General features: G+C 70.0%; 14 protein-coding genes. 5 read left to right on the top strand and 9 right to left on the bottom strand.

Going from position 1 to position 17,969, the window contains the following annotated elements:
* Positions 1-40: 40 nt before the first annotated feature.
* Both ACGFU7_RS21180 and ACGFU7_RS21175 read right to left on the bottom strand, forming a co-directional pair.
* Positions 41-466, bottom strand: a complete 426-nt coding sequence (locus tag ACGFU7_RS21180) for a cold-shock protein (RefSeq protein WP_393697541.1) — start codon at positions 464-466, stop codon at positions 41-43.
* A gap of 147 nt (positions 467-613) precedes the next feature.
* Positions 614-1,489, bottom strand: coding sequence for a DMT family transporter (locus ACGFU7_RS21175; protein WP_393697540.1), 876 nt, complete (start codon positions 1,487-1,489; stop codon positions 614-616).
* 131 nt (positions 1,490-1,620) lie between these two features.
* Between ACGFU7_RS21175 and ACGFU7_RS21170 the strand changes: the two genes are divergently transcribed.
* On the top strand, positions 1,621-2,793 hold the full coding sequence (locus tag ACGFU7_RS21170) for a winged helix DNA-binding domain-containing protein (RefSeq protein WP_393697539.1): 1,173 nt from the start codon (positions 1,621-1,623) through the stop codon (positions 2,791-2,793).
* 15 nt (positions 2,794-2,808) lie between these two features.
* Here ACGFU7_RS21170 and ACGFU7_RS21165 read toward each other — a convergent pair whose 3' ends face one another.
* Positions 2,809-3,651, bottom strand: a complete 843-nt coding sequence (locus tag ACGFU7_RS21165; RefSeq protein ID WP_393697538.1) for a response regulator transcription factor — start codon at positions 3,649-3,651, stop codon at positions 2,809-2,811.
* A 133-nt stretch (positions 3,652-3,784) separates the two neighbouring features.
* On the opposite strand from ACGFU7_RS21165, the gene ACGFU7_RS21160 reads away from it, so the two are divergent.
* Together ACGFU7_RS21160 and ACGFU7_RS21155 are read left to right on the top strand one after the other, a co-directional pair.
* The gene (locus ACGFU7_RS21160) at positions 3,785-5,461 is read left to right on the top strand and encodes an AMP-binding protein (RefSeq protein WP_393697537.1); all 1,677 of its coding nucleotides are present in this window, start codon (positions 3,785-3,787) and stop codon (positions 5,459-5,461) included.
* Entirely contained in the window at positions 5,458-7,065 is a 1,608-nt protein-coding gene (locus ACGFU7_RS21155; protein ID WP_393697536.1) for an AMP-binding protein, read from the top strand. The genes ACGFU7_RS21160 and ACGFU7_RS21155 overlap by 4 nt, the downstream gene beginning before the upstream one ends.
* Before the next feature lie 22 nt (positions 7,066-7,087).
* On the opposite strand, the gene ACGFU7_RS21150 is transcribed toward ACGFU7_RS21155, so the two are convergent.
* The 3 genes from ACGFU7_RS21150 to ACGFU7_RS21140 all read right to left on the bottom strand — a co-directional run bounded on the left by ACGFU7_RS21150 (position 7,088) and on the right by ACGFU7_RS21140 (position 8,716).
* Positions 7,088-7,309 (bottom strand): hypothetical protein, encoded by a 222-nt coding sequence (locus ACGFU7_RS21150; protein ID WP_393697535.1) that lies wholly within the window; start codon positions 7,307-7,309, stop codon positions 7,088-7,090.
* A gap of 76 nt (positions 7,310-7,385) precedes the next feature.
* The gene (locus ACGFU7_RS21145; RefSeq protein WP_393697534.1) at positions 7,386-7,940 is read right to left on the bottom strand and encodes a GNAT family N-acetyltransferase; all 555 of its coding nucleotides are present in this window, start codon (positions 7,938-7,940) and stop codon (positions 7,386-7,388) included.
* Between the two features lie 56 nt (positions 7,941-7,996).
* Positions 7,997-8,716, bottom strand: a complete 720-nt coding sequence (locus ACGFU7_RS21140) for a hypothetical protein (RefSeq protein WP_393697616.1) — start codon at positions 8,714-8,716, stop codon at positions 7,997-7,999.
* A gap of 329 nt (positions 8,717-9,045) precedes the next feature.
* Here ACGFU7_RS21140 and gcl point away from each other — a divergent pair, with 329 nt between their 5' ends.
* Positions 9,046-10,821 (top strand): glyoxylate carboligase, encoded by a 1,776-nt coding sequence (gene gcl, locus ACGFU7_RS21135; protein WP_393697533.1) that lies wholly within the window; start codon positions 9,046-9,048, stop codon positions 10,819-10,821.
* A gap of 68 nt (positions 10,822-10,889) precedes the next feature.
* On the opposite strand, the gene ACGFU7_RS21130 is transcribed toward gcl, so the two are convergent.
* On the bottom strand, positions 10,890-11,795 hold the full coding sequence (locus ACGFU7_RS21130) for a hypothetical protein (protein WP_393697532.1): 906 nt from the start codon (positions 11,793-11,795) through the stop codon (positions 10,890-10,892).
* 143 nt (positions 11,796-11,938) lie between these two features.
* Here ACGFU7_RS21130 and ACGFU7_RS21125 point away from each other — a divergent pair, with 143 nt between their 5' ends.
* Entirely contained in the window at positions 11,939-15,046 is a 3,108-nt protein-coding gene (locus ACGFU7_RS21125) for a tetratricopeptide repeat protein (protein ID WP_393697531.1), read from the top strand.
* Between the two features lie 294 nt (positions 15,047-15,340).
* Here ACGFU7_RS21125 and ACGFU7_RS21120 read toward each other — a convergent pair whose 3' ends face one another.
* Together ACGFU7_RS21120 and ACGFU7_RS21115 are read right to left on the bottom strand one after the other, a co-directional pair.
* A complete protein-coding gene (locus ACGFU7_RS21120; protein ID WP_393697530.1) occupies positions 15,341-16,798 on the bottom strand; it encodes a catalase in 1,458 nt (485 codons plus the stop codon).
* 268 nt (positions 16,799-17,066) lie between these two features.
* Complete coding sequence (locus ACGFU7_RS21115; protein ID WP_393697529.1) at positions 17,067-17,966, bottom strand: 2-hydroxy-3-oxopropionate reductase; 900 nt, start codon at positions 17,964-17,966, stop codon at positions 17,067-17,069.
* Positions 17,967-17,969: the final 3 nt, after the last annotated feature.

Raw genomic sequence — 17,969 nt, 5'->3', positions numbered from 1 at the left:
TGGCACTACAGCAAGGCGGGACGGTTGCGGGCCGCCCCCGTCAGCCCTCGGTCCAGCCGTGGTTCTTGGCGAACTGCAGCAACCCGCTCCGGACCTGGAGGATCTGAGCCCCCGTCAGCGACGGTGCCGACTCCAGCAGGATGTCGGTCACCTCCTTGGTGTACTCGGCTGCACTGAGCACATCGCACAAGGTGTCGTCGTCCGCCGACCCGGAAACGTTGACCGCAACGGGCCTCGGAGGGGTCAGCGGCTTCCCGTCAGGACCCTCGGCCAGCCGGACGGACGACGCCTTCAGCCCGCGGTCACCGTCCTCGATCTCGAACTCGACCGCTGTCCCCGTATGTACGTAGGACTCCGGGATCAACATGTCGTTCACATGGAGAAACACATCCTCACCGCCGTGATCGGGTGAGATGAAGCCATAACCCCGTGTGCCGTCGAACCGCACCACTCGACCAGAAACCACACCAACCCCCAAGAAAGAACCGGGCCCCTTGCCCGTTTGCCACACATGGCTCGACCGGAGAATAGCCCTGCGCGGCCGGGCGGCGCGACCCGATCGCGGGAATTCGCCCCGGGCCGGGGCGCGGGCTTCCGGCAGGGCAGCACCGGCTCACCTGAGCTTGCGTGCGGGCGGGGGCGCGGTTCCGGACGCAAGCGGGGAGCGCGCCAGCTCGATGCAGCCCATCGTGATCAGGGCGAGCGCGACCAGCTCGGGCAGTACCCACCACCCGGTGCGCAGATCCTCGCCGAACAATGTCACCCCGTACAGGACACTGATCAGCGCGTCACCGAGGGTCAGCGGCGGCTGGACGGCGACCAGCATGCCCGCCTGGAGGGCGTTCTGGAGGAGGAACAGCGCACCCACTCCGGCCGCGGCGGTGGCGTACAGCTGCCAGGACGTCAAGAGCGCCACCACTCCGCCGCCCCCTTCGAGCCGTGCCATGGCGTCCTTCATGAGCGCCGCCGTGAGCGCGTACCCGCACGCGGCGGCGAGGCCGAGCAGTGCGCCCCGGGGATTGCCGCGCGTGCTCAGGGCCGCGCCGATCAGTGCGGCCTCGACGATTCCGGTCAGGATCAGCGCCGTGATCCAGGCCGCTCCCCGCACGGACGTGCTGCCGCCGCCCGGGGCCGCGGAGGCCATGCCCAGGGCCAGCCCCAGGGTCATGGCCGCCACCGCGTACCAGAGCTGCCGGGGGAGCCGGACCCGCATGGCGAACCCGGCCATCAGCAGGGTGGCCGGCAGTTCGATCACAAAGATCGGCTGGACCAGGGCGATCGGTCCGGTGGCCAGCGCCACGGCCTGGCAGACGGCTGCGACGATCACCAGGCCGATCCCGGCGAGCCACAGCCGTTGGCGCAGCAGATGCCCGATCAGCGACAGACGCATCGCCTCGCTGTCGGGGACGGTGCGGGCGGCGCGGCGCTGGAGAACGGAGGCGGCGCCGTTGCTGATCGCGGTCAGGATGGCGAACAGGACACTGATCACCAACCCATGATGCGGGCGGCGGGCCCACGATCCGGGGTCCTGCGGGGCGGCGGCATGGCGGAGCGTACGGATCGGAGCGCGGCACCCGATGAGGACCGAAGGTGTCCGCAAGTCCGCGTAGCGTGCCGTCCATGGCCGCGAAGAAGAACCCCGCCGCACCCGCCGCGCTCTCCCCGCGCGCGCTGGGCCGCGCCACGCTGGAACGTCAGCTGTTGCTGCGCCGGACCGCGATGTCCGCGAAGGACGCCGTCGGGCATCTGGTCGGCCTCCAGGCGCAGAACACCAAGCCGCCGTACTACCAGCTCTTCGCCCGCCTCGACGGCTTCGGCCCGGCCGAACTCGCGGGGCTGATGGAGTCCCGCGAGGTGGTCCGTATCGTCACCATGCGCTCCACCATCCACCTGCACACCGCCGCCGACGCGCTCACCCTGCGCCCGCTCGTCCAGGCGGCGCGCGACCGGGAACTCAAGACGTTCCGCAAGGGGCTCGTCGGGGTGGACCTGGACCGGCTCGGGGCGCTCGGCAGGGAGCTCGTCGAGGACCGGCCCCGCACCCCCAAGGAGATCCGCGAGGCGCTGCTCGCCCAGTGGCCCGACGCCGACCCGCCGGCGCTGGGCGTGGCCGCCCGCTGTCTGCTGCCACTGGTCCAGGTCACCCCGCGCGGGGTGTGGGGAAAGAGCGGCCGCGTCGCGCTGACCACCGCCGAACACTGGCTCGGCCGCCCGTCGGAGCCGGTCCCCGCACCCGATGCCACCGTGCTGCGTTATCTCGGCGCCTTCGGGCCTGCCTCCGTGCAGGACATGCAGACGTGGGCCGGACTGACCCGGCTGCGGGAGGTCTTCGAGCGGCTGCGGCCGCGGCTCCTCACCTTCCGGGACGAGAACGGCGTCGAGCTCTTCGACCTGCCGGAGGCCCCGCGCCCCGACGAGGACACCCCCGCCCCGCCGCGCTTCCTGCCCGAGTTCGACAATGTGCTGCTCGGCCATGCGGACCGTACGCGTGTCATTCCGCCGCAGTACCGGGGGCGCAACGGGAACGGCAATCAGACATACGGCACGGTGCTGGTCGACGGATTCCTCGCGGCGGTCTGGCGGCTCGGCGACGGCACCGGGACAGGTTCCGGTGCCGGTGCCGGTTCCGGGGCGACGACTCTCACCGTGCAGCCGCTCGGCAGGCTGAGCCGGGCCGATCGCGACGCCGTCACGGAAGAGGCCGTACGGATGCTCTCCACCATGACGACGGCGGTCACCGACGCGAACGGATACGACATCCGGTTCGCGACGTTCGTCGACTTCGAACGGTGAGCTCCCGCCGTCGCGTTACGGCAGCAGTCCCGCCCGCCGTGCCGCCACCACCGCCTCCAGACGTGTGTGCGCACCCAGCTTGCGCATCGCCGAACGCAGATACCCCTTCACCGTCTCCGGCCGCAGCCCCAGCCGCTCCGCTGCCAGCGCGTTCGTCGTCCCCGCCGCCACACAGGCCAGCACGTCCACCTCGCGCGGCGCCAGGTGCACCCCGCAAGGCCTCGGCGTACGGGCCCCGGCCGCCGAGGCGAGCCGCTCGCACACCGAGAGCAACTCGTCGCGCAGCGCCGGGTCGACGACCTTCGTGACCAGGGCGCGCAGCTCGCGATGGGCCTCGCGGACGTCCTCCCACGCCTCCGGCGCGGCCCTCGGGTCCGTGACCTGTTCCCGGGTCACGGCCAGGAGCTGCTGCACCTCGTCCCGTACGACCAGGGCCTGTTCCACATCGCGGGCAGCGGCGACCGCCGCGTCGAATGTACGGTCCCCGAGCGTGACCGGTTCGCGCAGCGCCCCGTACAGGACGCCGCGCACCTTGCGCCGTACGACGACGGGCACCGCGACCACCGAGCGCAGGCCCTCCGCCGCCACCGCCATGTCGTACTCGTGACTGATGTGGCGCGAGGAGCGGTAGTCGGTCACCGCACACGGCCGGGACAGGGCGATCGACTTGCCGCCGAGCCCGCTGCCGGCCGAGATGACAAGACCGCGCAAGGCCGTGGTCTGCGCCCCGTTCAGCTCGGCGATCCGGGCATGCCGGGCATCCGAGAGCAGCCCGCCGAAGGCCACGGGCAGCCCGCTTGTCCGGCGCAGCCGCAACAGCGCTGCCTGCATCTCGACCACATCGACGGATTCAGGCACGATGACGCCTCTCTGCCCGGCTCCGGAGGCTCGGCAGCCCCGCTTGCTTGCACCCCCGTTCGGGGGTGGTGAGACCTGGGTCACTGTTTACATGATGTTAAGCGACCGGTCCGGTCCGCAATGAGGAGGGCACATGTCGGCAATCAGCGCGACGGAAACGTTCCGGGCCGCCCGGGACTTTCTGCTGCAGCACCGCGAGGACTACCACGCGGCCTACGAGGGCTTCCGCTGGCCCCGGACCGACCATTTCAACTGGGCACTCGACTGGTTCGACGCCATCGCCGAGAACAACGACCGCACCGCCCTGCACATCGTGGAGGAGGACGGCGGCCGCATCGAGGTGTCCTTCGCCCGGATGTCCTCCCGCTCCAACCAGGCCGCGAACTGGCTGCGGGCCCAGGGGGTACGGGCCGGGGACCGGATCCTCGTCATGCTCGGCAACCAGGTCGAGCTGTGGGAGACGGCGCTCGCCGCGATGAAGCTGCGCGCCGTCGTCATCCCCGCCACCCCGCTCCTCGGGCCGGTCGATCTGCGCGACCGGGTGGAACGCGGCCGGGTCCGGCACGTCCTGGTGCGGGACACCGACACCGCCAAGTTCGACGAGGTGCCCGGCGATTACACCCGGATCTCGGTCGGCGCGGACGTACCCGGCTGGCTGTCGTACACCGGCGCCGACGACCAGCCGGAGACCTTCGGGGCGGACCGGGAGACCGACGCCGACGAGCCGCTGATGCTCTACTTCACCTCCGGTACGACCGCCAGCCCCAAGCTCGTCGAGCACACCCATGTCTCCTACCCCGTGGGCCACTTGTCGACGATGTACTGGATCGGCCTGAAGCCCGGGGACGTCCACCTCAACATCTCCTCGCCCGGCTGGGCCAAGCACGCCTGGTCGAATCTCTTCGCGCCCTGGAGCGCCGAGGCGACCGTCTTCATCTTCAACTACACGCGCTTCGACGCGGGCCGTCTGATGGCCGAGATGGACCGCTCGGGCGTCACCAGCTTCTGCGCCCCGCCCACCGTCTGGCGGATGCTGATCCAGGCCGACCTCTCCCAGCTGAAGACTCCGCCGCGTGAGGTCGTCGCGGCCGGTGAGCCGCTGAACCCGGAGGTCATCGAGACGGTGCGGCGCACCTGGGGCGTCACCATCCGGGACGGCTTCGGCCAGACCGAGACCGCAGTCCAGGTCGCCAACACCCCTGGCCAGCTGCTGAAGGCCGGTTCGATGGGACGGCCCAGCCCCGGCTTCAAGGTCGAGCTCCTCGACCCGGTCACCGGCGAGCCCGGTGCGGCCGAGGGCGAGATCTCCCTCGATCTGTCGGAACGCCCGGTGGGTCTGATGACCGGCTACCACGGCGACCCCGACCGGACCGCCGAGGCCATGGCGGGCGGCTACTACCGCACCGGTGACATCGGCTCCCGCGACGAGGACGGCTACATCACCTATGTCGGCCGCGCCGACGACGTCTTCAAGGCATCCGACTACAAGATCTCGCCGTTCGAGCTGGAGAGCGCACTGCTGGAGCACGAAGCGGTCGCCGAGGCCGCCGTCGTCCCGGCCCCCGATCCGGTACGGCTCGCCGTTCCGAAGGCGTACGTCGTGCTCGCGGAGGGCTGGGAGCCCGGCCCGGACACGGCGAAGGTGCTTTTCGAGCACTCCCGGGCGGTCCTCGCCCCGTACAAGCGGGTCCGCCGGCTGGAGTTCGCCGAGCTGCCCAAGACCGTCTCCGGCAAGATCCGCCGCATCGAGCTGCGGGAGCGCACGGCCCGGGGCACCGGCACCGAGTACGACGAGGGGGATCTGCGATGAGCGAGTTGTCCTACGCGCACGGCACCGGCACCACGGCGCTGCTCGGCGACACCATCGGACGCAATCTCGACCGCGCGGTCGAGGCGTTCGGTGAGCGCGAGGCGCTCGTCGACGTCGCATCGGGGCGACGCTGGACGTATGCCGAATTCGGCACGGCGGTCGACGAGTTGGCCCGCGCGCTGATGGCTTCGGGGGTGGCCAAGGGGGACCGGGTCGGGATCTGGGCGATCAACTGCCCCGAGTGGGTGCTCGTGCAGTACGCCACCGCCCGCATCGGCGCCGTCATGGTCAACATCAACCCGGCCTACCGGGCGCACGAGCTGGAGTACGTGCTGAAGCAGGCCGGGATCTCACTCCTGGTCTCCTCGCTCTCGCACCGCACCAGTGACTACCGCGCCCTGGTCGACCGGGTCCGCGCGGGCTGCCCCGCCCTGCGCGCCGTGCACTACATCGGCGACCCGTCCTGGGACGAGCTGCTGGCCGTTTCCGGATCCGTCACGGCCAAGCAACTCGCTGCCAGGGAAGCCGAGTTGTCCTGCGACGACCCGATCAACATCCAGTACACCTCCGGCACCACCGGCTTCCCCAAGGGCGCCACCCTCTCCCACCACAACATCCTCAACAACGGCTACTTCGTGGGGGAGCTGGTCGCCTACACCGAACAGGACCGGGTCTGTCTGCCCGTCCCCTTCTACCACTGCTTCGGCATGGTCATGGGCAATCTCGGCATCACCTCGCACGGCGCCTGCATCGTGATCCCGGCCCCCGCCTTCGAGGCCGCCGCCGTGCTCGCCGCCGTTCAACAGGAGCGGTGCACCTCGCTCTACGGCGTCCCCACCATGTTCATCGCGGAGCTGAACCTCCCCGACTTCGCCTCGTACGACCTCTCCTCGCTGCGCACCGGCATCATGGCCGGATCGCCCTGCCCGGTCGAGGTGATGAAGCGGGTCGTCGCCGAGATGCACATGGACGAGGTGTCCATCTGCTACGGCATGACGGAGACCTCGCCGGTCTCCACCCAGACCCGCCGCGACGACGACCTGGAGCGCCGCACCGGCACCGTCGGCCGCGTCATGCCGCACATCGAGGTCAAGGTCGTCGACCCGGTGACCGGGGTGACCCTGGAGCGCGGTGCGGCGGGCGAACTCCGCACCCGCGGCTACAGCGTGATGCTCGGCTACTGGGAGCAGCCCGAGCGCACCGCGGAAGCGATCGACGCGGGGCGCTGGATGCACACCGGGGACCTTGCGGTGATGCGGGAGGACGGCTACGTACAGATCGTCGGCCGGATCAAGGACATGATCATCCGCGGCGGTGAGAACGTGTATCCGCGGGAGATCGAGGAGTTCCTCTACAGCCACCCGAAGATCGCGGATGTGCAGGTGGTGGGCGTACCGGACGACACCTACGGCGAGGAGATCCTGGCCTGCGTCATCCCGAAGGACCCGGCGAACCCGCCGAACCTGGACGAGGTGACGGGCTACTGCCGCGAACAGCTGGCGCACTACAAGATCCCGCGACGGCTGCAGATCCTGGAGACCTTCCCGATGACGGTCAGCGGGAAGGTCCGGAAGATCGAACTGCGGGAGGGCTACGGCCAGTAGGACCGGATCACCCCGGGCGTTGTCAGGCGGCCTCGATGATGTCGCCGGCAACGTCCCGGGTCGCGGCCGCCCATTCGATCAGCAGCACCTCGTAGGCGGCGGACTCCACGGAGGACCAGTCCTGTCCGGCACGCGCGTCGACCAGGGCCCGTATCGCCTCATTCGCCTCGGCGGCGGACGCGGGCGTCGGTCGGGTCGTGTGCGGCGGGTCGACAGGTGGTGTATGCCGTGGAGTTAAAACCATGTGCCCTACCTTAAGGCCCGCCACTGACAACCGACCGAACATTTGTGGCCCCCGGCTCGAACGTGACCGATTGCACTCACTGTTGTCGGTCGGTTCCGCTGAGGTGCGGGTCGTGTCCGGCATGCGGGATTTCGCGCCGCATGCAGACCCTCGGCCAGCGGTCCAGGCCGTGTTCCGCCTCCTCCGCCCTGATCTTCCGCAGCCCGTCGGTGAGTTCGGCGTCAGTGAGGGTGCGGAAGCCCAGACGGGCGTAGTACGGAGCGTTCCACGGGACGTGGGAGAAGGTCGTCAGCGTGAGCGCGCCCAGCTGCCGCTCGCGCGCCCACCCGGCGAGGTGGTCGATGAGCGTGCTGCCCAGACCGCGCCGTGCGGCGGACGGATGGACGGAGACCTGTTCGATGTGGGCCGCGTCGTCGACCGGGTCGGCGATCAGGTAGCCGACCGGGCGGTCGTCGGCGTCCGCGGCCACCCAGGCGCGCCCGGCCCGGCGGTAGTCGTCCAGCAGGTCGAGCGGCGGAGGGTCGTCGTCCGCGATGGCGGACATACCGAGCGCGCGGAACGGTTCGCCGGCGGCGCGCTCGATGTCCTGAAGCAGCGGAAGATCGGAGCGGCGGGCGGTACGGATACGCATACGGCCAGTATGGCGGTCCGGACAGGGCGCAGACCGACCGGCACATGGGGGCGGCGTCAGGCGCCGGTGCTGATCAGCTCGTCCGCGGGGCTGTTGACCGGCTGCGGCGTTCCCGTGAGGTCCATGCGGAAGAGCGGGATGCCGAGGCCGTCCGCGCGCGCTTCGGCGTCCTGCGTGTACCCCGCGAGCGAGAAGAACACGCTCGTGACGGACGCGCTCAGCGCGTTCAGCCAGAGGCACTCGACGTCGCGCAGGGTGGTCGGGCGGGTGACCGCGTCGACCTGGGCGATCAGCCCGGTGGCCCGCAGATCGATCCGCGCGGGGGAATGCTCCGCCGGCTGTACGACATCGCGGTAGCCCAGCCACTTCAGATACAGGGCGGCGCTCGCGACCGCGTCGCGTGCGGTACGGATCGGCAGGGGCTGGAACACCGGCCGGGGCGGCGGCGCCGTACGCGGCAGCGGAATGTGGGCCGGCCGGCCGGGCCGGGCCCCGTCGGCGGTGCCGTCGGTCTCCGTCACCGGCCGGACCGGTATCCGCAGCACCGTCCCGCACGGGCAGCACAGCTCCGGCTGAGGCCACTGGTCGTGGCGCCCGCAGGTGCGACAGCGCACCGTCACCCAGTCGTCGTTCCAGGTGCGGTGCGTGATGGGTACGACCGGGGCGCCGCGCAGCACGGGTGGGGCGGTCGGCGCACCGCACGGGCAGGGATAGACCGGGGTGCTGTACGCATGGTCGCGGCGGCAGGCCGGGCAGCGTACCGGCACCGACTCCACCATGAACTCCCTCCGGCCCCGGTGTGTGCCCCGGCGACGGGGCCACCTCGACGCACCGGAACGCGCCGGCGCCGACCGATACGGGCCGACTCCGCTCCGTACCCCCATGGTCCACCAAGAGCGAGGTCGTGGGGAGTGACTTGGCGTACTTCGTGGACCGGTGCGCGCATCGGCCGCCCCACGCTCGCTCTCTTGACGGTCGCCCGGCCGCACTTTAGATTGACTTCCGTATACCAGAATCAAGTTTCCGTAATGCGGAATTGGTGCTCTCAGGTGGCGCGACAGAGCCCGACTCCACCAGGTCCGAGCAGGAGCACTCAATGCCTCGAATGACCGCTGCCCGAGCGGCAGTTGAGATCCTCAAGCGCGAAGGCGTCAGCAACGCGTTCGGTGTGCCGGGCGCGGCGATCAACCCCTTCTACGCGGCCCTCAAGGCCTCCGGCGGGGTTCATCACACGCTCGCCCGCCACGTCGAGGGCGCCTCCCACATGGCGGAGGGCTACACCCGGGCACGCCCGGGCAACATCGGTGTCTGCATCGGCACGTCGGGACCGGCCGGCACCGACATGATCACTGGCCTCTACTCCGCCATCGCCGACTCGATCCCGATCCTCTGCATCACCGGACAGGCCCCGACCGCCGTGCTCCACAAGGAGGACTTCCAGGCGGTCGACATCGCCTCGATCGCGGCGCCCGTCACCAAGGCCGCGACGACCGTCCTCGAAGCCGCCCAGGTCCCGGGCGTCTTCCAGCAGGCCTTCCATCTGATGCGCACCGGCCGGCCCGGCCCGGTCCTCATTGACCTGCCCATCGATGTCCAGCTCACCGAGATCGAGTTCGACCCCGAACTGTACGAGCCGCTGCCGGTGCACAAGCCCGCCGCGACCCGCAAGCAGATCGAGCGGGCCCTGGAGATGCTGAACGCCTCCGAGCGTCCGCTGCTCGTCGCGGGCGGCGGCATCATCAACGCCGACGCGTCCGGACTCCTGGTGGAATTCGCCGAGTCGATTGGCGTCCCGGTCGTCCCGACCCTGATGGGCTGGGGCATCATCGCCGACGACCACGCGCTGAACGCGGGCATGGTCGGCCTGCAGACCTCGCACCGCTACGGCAACGCGAACTTCCTGGAGTCCGACTTCGTCCTCGGCATCGGCAACCGCTGGGCCAACCGCCACACCGGCAAGCTGGACGTCTACACCCGGGGCCGCACCTTCGTCCATGTGGACATCGAGCCCACCCAGCTCGGCAAGATCTTCGCCCCCGACCTCGGCATCGCCTCCGACGCCAAGGCCGCGCTGGAACTGTTCGTCGAGGTGGCGCGCGAGCTGAAGGCCGCCGGAAAGCTCAAGGACCGCTCGGAGTGGGCCGCGTCCACCCAGGAGCGCCGGGCCACGCTGCAGCGCCGCACGCACTTCGACAACGTGCCGCTGAAGCCGCAGCGGGTGTACGAGGAGATGAACCGGGCCTTCGGCCCCGAGACCCGGTACGTCACCACGATCGGCCTCTCCCAGATCGCCGGTGCGCAGATGCTGCACGTCTACCGGCCGCGCCACTGGATCAACTGCGGCCAGGCGGGCCCGCTCGGCTGGACCATCCCGGCCGCGCTGGGCGTCGCCACGGCAGACCCGGACGGCTCCGTCGTCGCGCTCTCCGGCGACTACGACTTCCAGTTCATGCTGGAGGAGCTGGCTGTCGGTGCGCAGCACCGCATCCCGTACGTCCATGTCCTGGTGAACAACTCCTATCTGGGGCTGATCCGCCAGGCGCAGCGCAACTTCGACATCGACTTCCAGGTCAACCTGGAGTTCGAGAACCTCAACTCGCCGGAGATCGGCGTCTACGGCGTCGACCACGTCAAGGTCGTCGAGGGCCTGGGCTGCAAAGCGATCCGCGTCACCGAGCCGGACCAGCTGCTGCCGGCCTTCGAGGAGGCGAAGAAGCTGGCTGCGGAGTTCCGGGTGCCGGTGGTGGTCGAGGCGATTCTGGAGCGTGTGACGAACATTGCGATGAGCGGTACGGATATCGCGTCCGTCAACGAGTTCGAGGACATCGCGACGGAGGCCGCCCACGCACCGACCGCGATCCGCCCGCTCGCCGCGTCCTGACGATTCGCCGGCCGGGCTGTGGTGCTCGCCCCGGAGCCGGGGCGAGGACCACGGTGTCCCGGGAGTGGTCAGAGCACCTGCGCGAGAGGCGCCACCGTCTCCCAGTGCTTGAGGTACTCCAGCGCGGCATGGGGATTGCCGTTGGCGTTCTTCACCATGTGCGTGCGCTCCAGTACGTCATCGGTATCGGGGAACAGGGTCCTCAGCCGAAGGGTGGAGACGATGTAGTCGTCGCGGTCGGCGATGTTCACCCAGCGCTTGAGCTGGTCCGGCGTCCTCAGCGGTTGCGGGCGCAGCCGTTCACGGATGATCGAGCGCAGGCCCAGCGGCGAGCCGAAGGTGACGAGCAGTGGCAACGGCTGGTCGAGCCTGTGCAGGGCCTCATAGGCGACGACGGTGCCGAGCGAGTGCGCGAGCACCGCCTTGGTTTCCCCCGTCACCCGGGACAGCACGGACTCGATCGCCCGTTCGCGTACCGACTCGTCGTCAAGATATGCGGCCACCTGACCCAGGTGGAATACACCGGTGCTGCTGAGCGCGGCGAAACCGGAGCGAGCGATCGGGCCGAGCCGCCCCAGCATCGCGACGACCAGCCGGACCGGGGCGTACGGACCCTGCTCGGGGCCGACCTCCGCGCGCAGCTCGCTCAGTTCACGGGCGGCTTCGGCGCTGTCCGCCGGGTCCGAGGCATGCCGGTGGATGTTGTCCATGATGTTTTCGCCGACCGCCTCGCTGGTGAGCGCCATCTGTTCGGGGAACGGCACGTCCCAGTCGTCCTGCGGTACGTAGGGCGCGAAGAGGCCGCGGTAATGGGCCATGGCGACCGACGTCGAGCCTTCGTCGAGTCTGTCGGCCTGCTCCTGACGGCCGTTGTCACGCAGGGTGCGCGTCAGGGCGCGCACCCAGTCCGTCCTCAGCTGCTCCTCGGTCTCGTCCTCGGGACCGATGCCGTGCACCATGACAAGCTCAGCCATGTGTCTCCTGTCAGTTCCGCGTCCGTGTTGCCCACGTACGCGCCGGCACTCCATCGCCAAGACGAATGGCAGCTGCGGCCAGTTCCTCAACTCATGTGTCCGGGCGACTGGTTACTGGATGTTCCGGTATCGATAATGAGCAGGTGGCAGATGAACGCAAGGCATTGGTGATCGCTTCACACTGGGAAGTCCGCGAGGAGAAGCCCGAGAGCAGGCTGGATCTGCTGGAACCGTGCGCCACCGAGCTCGGGACTCTGCTTCTGGACCCACTGCGCGGCGGGTGCGTGCCGGCATGGGGGGACGGCCTGCTGACCGATCCCGGGACGGTCGACGAGGTGACCGCCGCACTCACCGAGGCCTTCGCCGGAGCCTCGGCGTCCGGAGATTCCCTGGTGGTCGGCTTCGTCGGTCACGGGCATGCCGGCAGGGAAGGCGAATTCCTCTTCCCCGTACGCTCCACCCCGGCCGTCCCCGGCCCGGAGACGGCTTTGCAGCTTCCCCAGGTACTGCGCACGCTGGCGGAGCGTCACGGCGGCGTCCGGGAACTCACCGTCATAGTCGACGCGTGCATGTCGGGCTACGCGGTACTCGCCGGCGCGAGCACCTGGTTCCGGTCCGCCATGCAGACGGGCCGAAGGGTCGAGATCCTCTCGTCGGCGGACGGACGGCCGGCATACGGTCTGCAGTTCTCGGTCGCTCTCAACAGGCTGATCAGACAAGGGGACATCCGGCTGGGCGGGAAGCTGTACACCGGTCCGGTGCGCCGGCTGGTGGATCCGCAGCTGGTGAAGCAGGACCCGCAGTCGGTCTCGTACGACGGCGGCGCAAGTGCCTCCGGCGACCCGTACGGCACCTGGATCGCCCACAACGTCGCGCACAACGCGTCCCTGAGCGTGCTGGCAGGCACGCGTGCCGCCAAGGAACTCGTCCCCGGACTCCAGTACTTCCAGGCCCCTGACGAGCTGACGCGGTTCACCGCGTCGGTCCGCCGGCACCGGGTCGTGGTCGTACTCGGTGCCATGGGTACGGGCAAGACGACGCTCGCCGCCGCGCTGTGCCGCACCGAACTGCTCCCGGAGCAGGGTGCTCCGGCGATCTGCGCGGTCATCCGTCTCTCGGACTCCGCCTGGACCTCCGGCCTCTCCATGACACAGCTCGCCGGTCAGCTGCGCCTGTACCTGCCGGGGTTCCCGGAAGCCGAGAAGGCATACAGGGCGCAGGCGTCCGCGGACGACCAGGGCTCGCTGCGTACCGCCGAGTTCGGTGTCGCCGGCCCGCTCGGCCTGATGGAGCCGCGCGAGCCGGTCCGCGTGATCGTGGACGGACTCGACCAAGTCCATCCCACGAACCGCGTCGGTGTCATGCGCGAGCTGGCCACGCTGAGCGACTCGGCACCCTCGTGGTTCGGCCTGGTGGTCACCAGTCGGGACGGGGTGCGCCTGCCGGACGACTGGCACCGCGAGCCGGTCCTGCCGGCGGCGGGGGAACGGCAGCTCAGCGCCTACCTGACGGCCCACAGTCACTCCGCGGACGCCCGGCGGGAGATTCTGCGTCAGGCGGCCGGGAACTGGGAGATCACCCGCTTGCTCGCGGACTTCGGCCCCCTGGCGCACACCGGCAGCGTGTCGTACGACGAGCTCTACGCGGGGGTGCTCCTGCCGGCCCGGGACGCGGCGCCGGACGGGCGCAGGGAGTGGGTCGATGCCGTTCTCGCCGTGCTCGCGGCCTCCGGGCTCGGCGCCGAGCTGCCCCGCGCCCTGCTGGCCCGGGCGGCCGGGGACCTGGGCGGTCCGGCCGACGAGGACACGCTCGGTCAGGTCCTGGACCTGTTGCCGGGCCTGATCGTACGGGCGCACCATCCCGAGGGAACCGAACTCCTCGGAGTGCACCACCAGACCCTGGTCGAGTACCTGTCCGAGATGCTCGACGTGGTTTCCGGCCATCGCGCGCTGTGCCGGGCGTTGGAGATCATGGCTCCCATGGATCAGCACATGCCCGACGACCCGCTGCACGCCTACGCGGAACAAGCCGAGCCGGAGCACCTGTGGCAGGCGGCGCTCCGCGACCCGTCTCGGTACGAGCGGTTGCTTGCCGCCCTGGAGCAGCGCGCCGCTGCCGAGCCCACGGTCAACCGCGACCGGTGGACGGCCTGGGCCCGGCGGCTGGGGGAGCGCCTCGGCGCGGACACCCCGATTCCGCTCCGCGCACGGGAGCGGGCCGCCTACTGGACGGGTAAGGCCGGTTCCTACCGGCGTTCCCGGGAGCTGCACCAGGAGCTGCTGGAGGATCAGCGGCGCGTCCTCGCGGAGGACGCGCCGGACGTGCTGGAGACCCGGCACCGGATCGCGTACGCGACCGGTGAGACCGGCGACTTCCACACGGCGGTGGAGCTGCACCGGGCCGTGCTGGCCGATCAGATGCGTGTCCTGGGCCCTGACGACCGGCGCACCCTGGCCACCCGGCATCACATCGCGTACTGGACCGGCCGGGGCGGGGACATGACGGAGGGGTTGCGGCTGCACGAGGAGTTGCTGGAGGACCAGCAGAGGGTGCTCGGCCCGACGGATCAGGACGTGCTGGAGAGCCGCCACTACATCGCGTACTGGCACGGCGCCCTCGGACGGCCCCTGCAGGCGCTGGCCCTCCATGACGGGCTGCTGCACGACCGTCTGGCCGTGTTCGGGGAGGACCACCCGCAGGTCGTCTTCAGCCGGATGAACATCTGCAAGTTCCTGGGAGAGGCCGGGCGACGGCAGGAGGCCCTCAGCGGCTACCGCGCCCTCCTGCCGGACGTGGAGCGCATCCGCGGCGAGGACCATCCCAACACGCTGCTGGTGCGGCTGAACATTGCCCGCTACACCTGGGAGCTGGGCGACCCGGAGGGCTCGCTGACGCTGCACGCGGCGCTGATCGAGGATCAGCGCCGCGTCAACGGCGCAAATCACCCCACGGTGATGATCTCCCGCTACAACATGGCCATGCTGAAGGCCGAGCTGGGTGATCCGGTCACCGCCCTGGCAGAGCTGGACGCCCTCCACGCGGACCGGCTCGCCCGCTACCGGAATCCCCTCCATGCCGAGGTGATCACGACGTCGTACGGGCGGGCTCTGGTCACCGCGCAGCTCGGGGACGTGGCGGCCGCCATCGAGGCGATGCGCGCGGTACGGGAGGACCGCGCGAGCGTCCTGGGCGAGGAGCACCCGAGCACCCTCGCCGCCGTGTCCGCGCTGAACGATCTGCTGGCCAGGTGAGAGTCCCCGGCTCCGTGGGCGGGGCCGACGCGCACGCCGCACAGGCCAAGAAGGGCGCGGAGTACGGGACCGTATCCGTACTCCGCGCCCTGGCACGGGTGGTGAAGCGAAAAGACAGGGGTCGCGGCGGCGGCGAACGGGCCGGAAGCCCCCGTCTCCTTCAGGTCAGGAGACGGGACACACCGGGCCCACACCACCGCACTGGCATCGCACAGCCGCCGCGACCTCGTCCTGCCCGCGCCGCATGACACCCCTCATCCGGGTACACGGCGCGAGCAGGGTTCAGAGGGAGGCTCAGTCCTCGCGCAGGGCGCGGACGGCCTCCTCCACGCGCTTGCCGTAGTCGGCATCGGCGGCGTGGAAGTGGGCGAGGTTCTTCTCGATCACATCGTCGCGGGTCACCTGGGACAGTCCACCGGCGATGTTGGCGACCAGGCGGCCCTTCTCGTCCTCGGACATCAGCCGGTACAGCTCGCCCGCCTGGAAGAAGTCGTCGTCCTTGGTGTGGGCGGGCGCCTCGTGGGTGCCGGTCCACCCATGGATCGCGAGCGGGGCGGAGAGCGCCGCGTCGGTCTGGGCGGGGCCCGCGTACGAGTTGGGCTCGTAGTTCTTGTCGTGGCGGGCACCGTTGCGCGTGGCGTGCAGCCCGTCGCGGCCGTAGTTGTCGACGACCGCGGTGCGCGGCGCGTTCACCGGGAGGTGGGTGTGGTTGACGCCCAGCCGGTAGCGGTGCGCGTCCGCGTAGGCGAACAGCCGGCCCTGGAGCATCTTGTCCGGGGACGGACCGATGCCGGGCACGAAGTTGTTCGGGGAGAACGCGGCCTGCTCGACCTCGGCGAAGACATTGTCCGGGTTGCGGTCGAGGACCAGCCGGCCCACCCGCTGCAGCGGATAGTCGCTGTGCGGCCACACCTTGGTCAGGTCGAACGGGTTGAAGCGGTAGTCCGCGGCCTCGGCGGCCGGCATGACCTGCACGTACAGCGTCCAGGACGGGTTCACCCCGCGCTCGATGGCCTGCAGCAGGTCCGTCTGGTGCGAGTTGCCGTCCTTGCCCGCGAGCTCGGCGGCCTGCTCGCTGGAGAGGGAGCGCACACCCTGGTTCGTCTTGAAGTGGTACTTGACGAAGAAGGCCTCGCCTTCGGCGTTCGTCCACTGGTAGGTGTGCGAGCCGTAGCCGTTCATGTGGCGGTACGAGGCGGGGATGCCGCGGTCGCCCATCAGCCAGGTGACCTGGTGCGTCGCCTCGGGCGCGTGGGCCCAGAAGTCCCAGACGTTGTCCGGCTCCTGACGGCCCGTGAACGGATCGCGCTTCTGTGAGTGGATGAAGTCGGGGAACTTGACCGGGTCCTTGATGAAGAACACCGGGGTGTTGTTGCCGACGAGGTCGTAATTGCCCTCGTCCGTATAGAACTTGAGGGCGAAGCCACGCGGGTCGCGTACGGCGTCCGCGCCGCCCAGCGAGTCGGCCACGGTCGAGAAGCGGATGAACGTCTCGGTGCGCTTGCCGACCGTGGAGAGGAAGCCGGCTCGGGTGAAGGCCGTGATGTCATCGGTCACTTCGAAGTAGCCGTACGCGCCGGAGCCGCGGGCGTGGACCACGCGCTCCGGTATGCGCTCCCGGTTGAAGCGGGCCAGCTTCTCCAGCAGGTGCTGGTCCTGGAGGAGGATCGGGCCACCGACGCCGGCGGTGGCGGAGTTCTGGTTGTCGGCGACCAGGGCGCCTGACTCGGTCGTAAGCACGCGCTGCGTCATGGTGTCGGGGCGACCTTCCGTACGGGAGCTGCTGAACTGCGACGGCTTGAGGCTCCAGGAGCGTAAATACGCCCCGAACCCGACGTCAACAGTTTGTTGAAATTGGGAGTCTGGTATTCCGGACGGCGCCGACGCCTGGGCGCGACAGGACAGGTGTCAGCGCCGACGCCATCCGGAAGTCTTGGGAGGCCGAGCCGGGCCGAGCCGAGCCGGGCCGAGCCGAGCCGGGCCGAGCCGAGCCGGGCCGGGCCGAGTCGGGGTGGGCCGGTCAGGCCTGGGCGGGCTGCCCCGACAGGCGCTCGACCGAGCGCAGCAGGGCCGAGTGGTCCAGGCCGCCGTCGCCCTGTGCGCGCAGCGAGGCGACGAGCTGGGCGACCACGGCGCCGACGGGCAGCGCGGCACCGACATTGCGGGCGGCGTCCGTGACGATGCCCATGTCCTTGTGGTGCAGGTCGATCCGGAAGCCCGGCGCGAAGTCCCGCTTCAGGAAGTTGTCCTTCTTACGGGTCAGGACCGTCGAACCGGCCAGTCCGCCGTTGAGCACGTCCAGTGCGGCGGCGAGGTCGACGCCGGACTTCTCCAGGAAGACGACCGCCTCGGCGCACGCCTGGATGTTGACCGCGACGATCAGCTGGTTGGCGGCCTTCACCGTCTGCCCGGAGCCGTGCGGGCCGCACAGCACAATGGTCTTGCCGAGCGCCTGGAGGATCGGCTGCGCCGCGTCGAAGTCGGTCTGCTCGCCGCCGACCATGATCGACAGCACGGCCTCGATCGCACCGGCCTCACCGCCGGACACCGGGGCGTCCAGCACCCGGATGCCCTTCTCCTTCGCGTTCTTCGCGAGGTCCACGGAGGTCTGCGGTGTGATCGATGACATGTCGATCAGCAGCGCGCCGCGCTTCGCGTTCTCCAGGATGCCGTCGGGGCCGTACGCGATGGCCTCGACCTGCGGGGAGGCGGGCACCATCGTGATGACGACATCGGCGTCCCGGACCGCGTCGGCGATCGAGCCCGCGCCCGCACCGCCGGCCGCGACCAGCCGGTCGATCTTCTCCTGCTCCAGGGTGTGACCGGTGACGTCGTACCCGGCCTTGATCAGGTTCTCGGACATGGGGGAGCCCATGATGCCGAGCCCGATCCACGCAACCTTGGGGAGGTTGTTGCTCATGAG

Origin of the sequence: Streptomyces sp. NPDC048473, assembly GCF_043200155.1 — a bacterium.
Lineage (GTDB): Bacteria > Actinomycetota > Actinomycetes > Streptomycetales > Streptomycetaceae > Streptomyces.
Note: the sequence above shows the minus strand (reverse complement) of the source record. Positions and strands in the feature narration are given on the sequence as shown.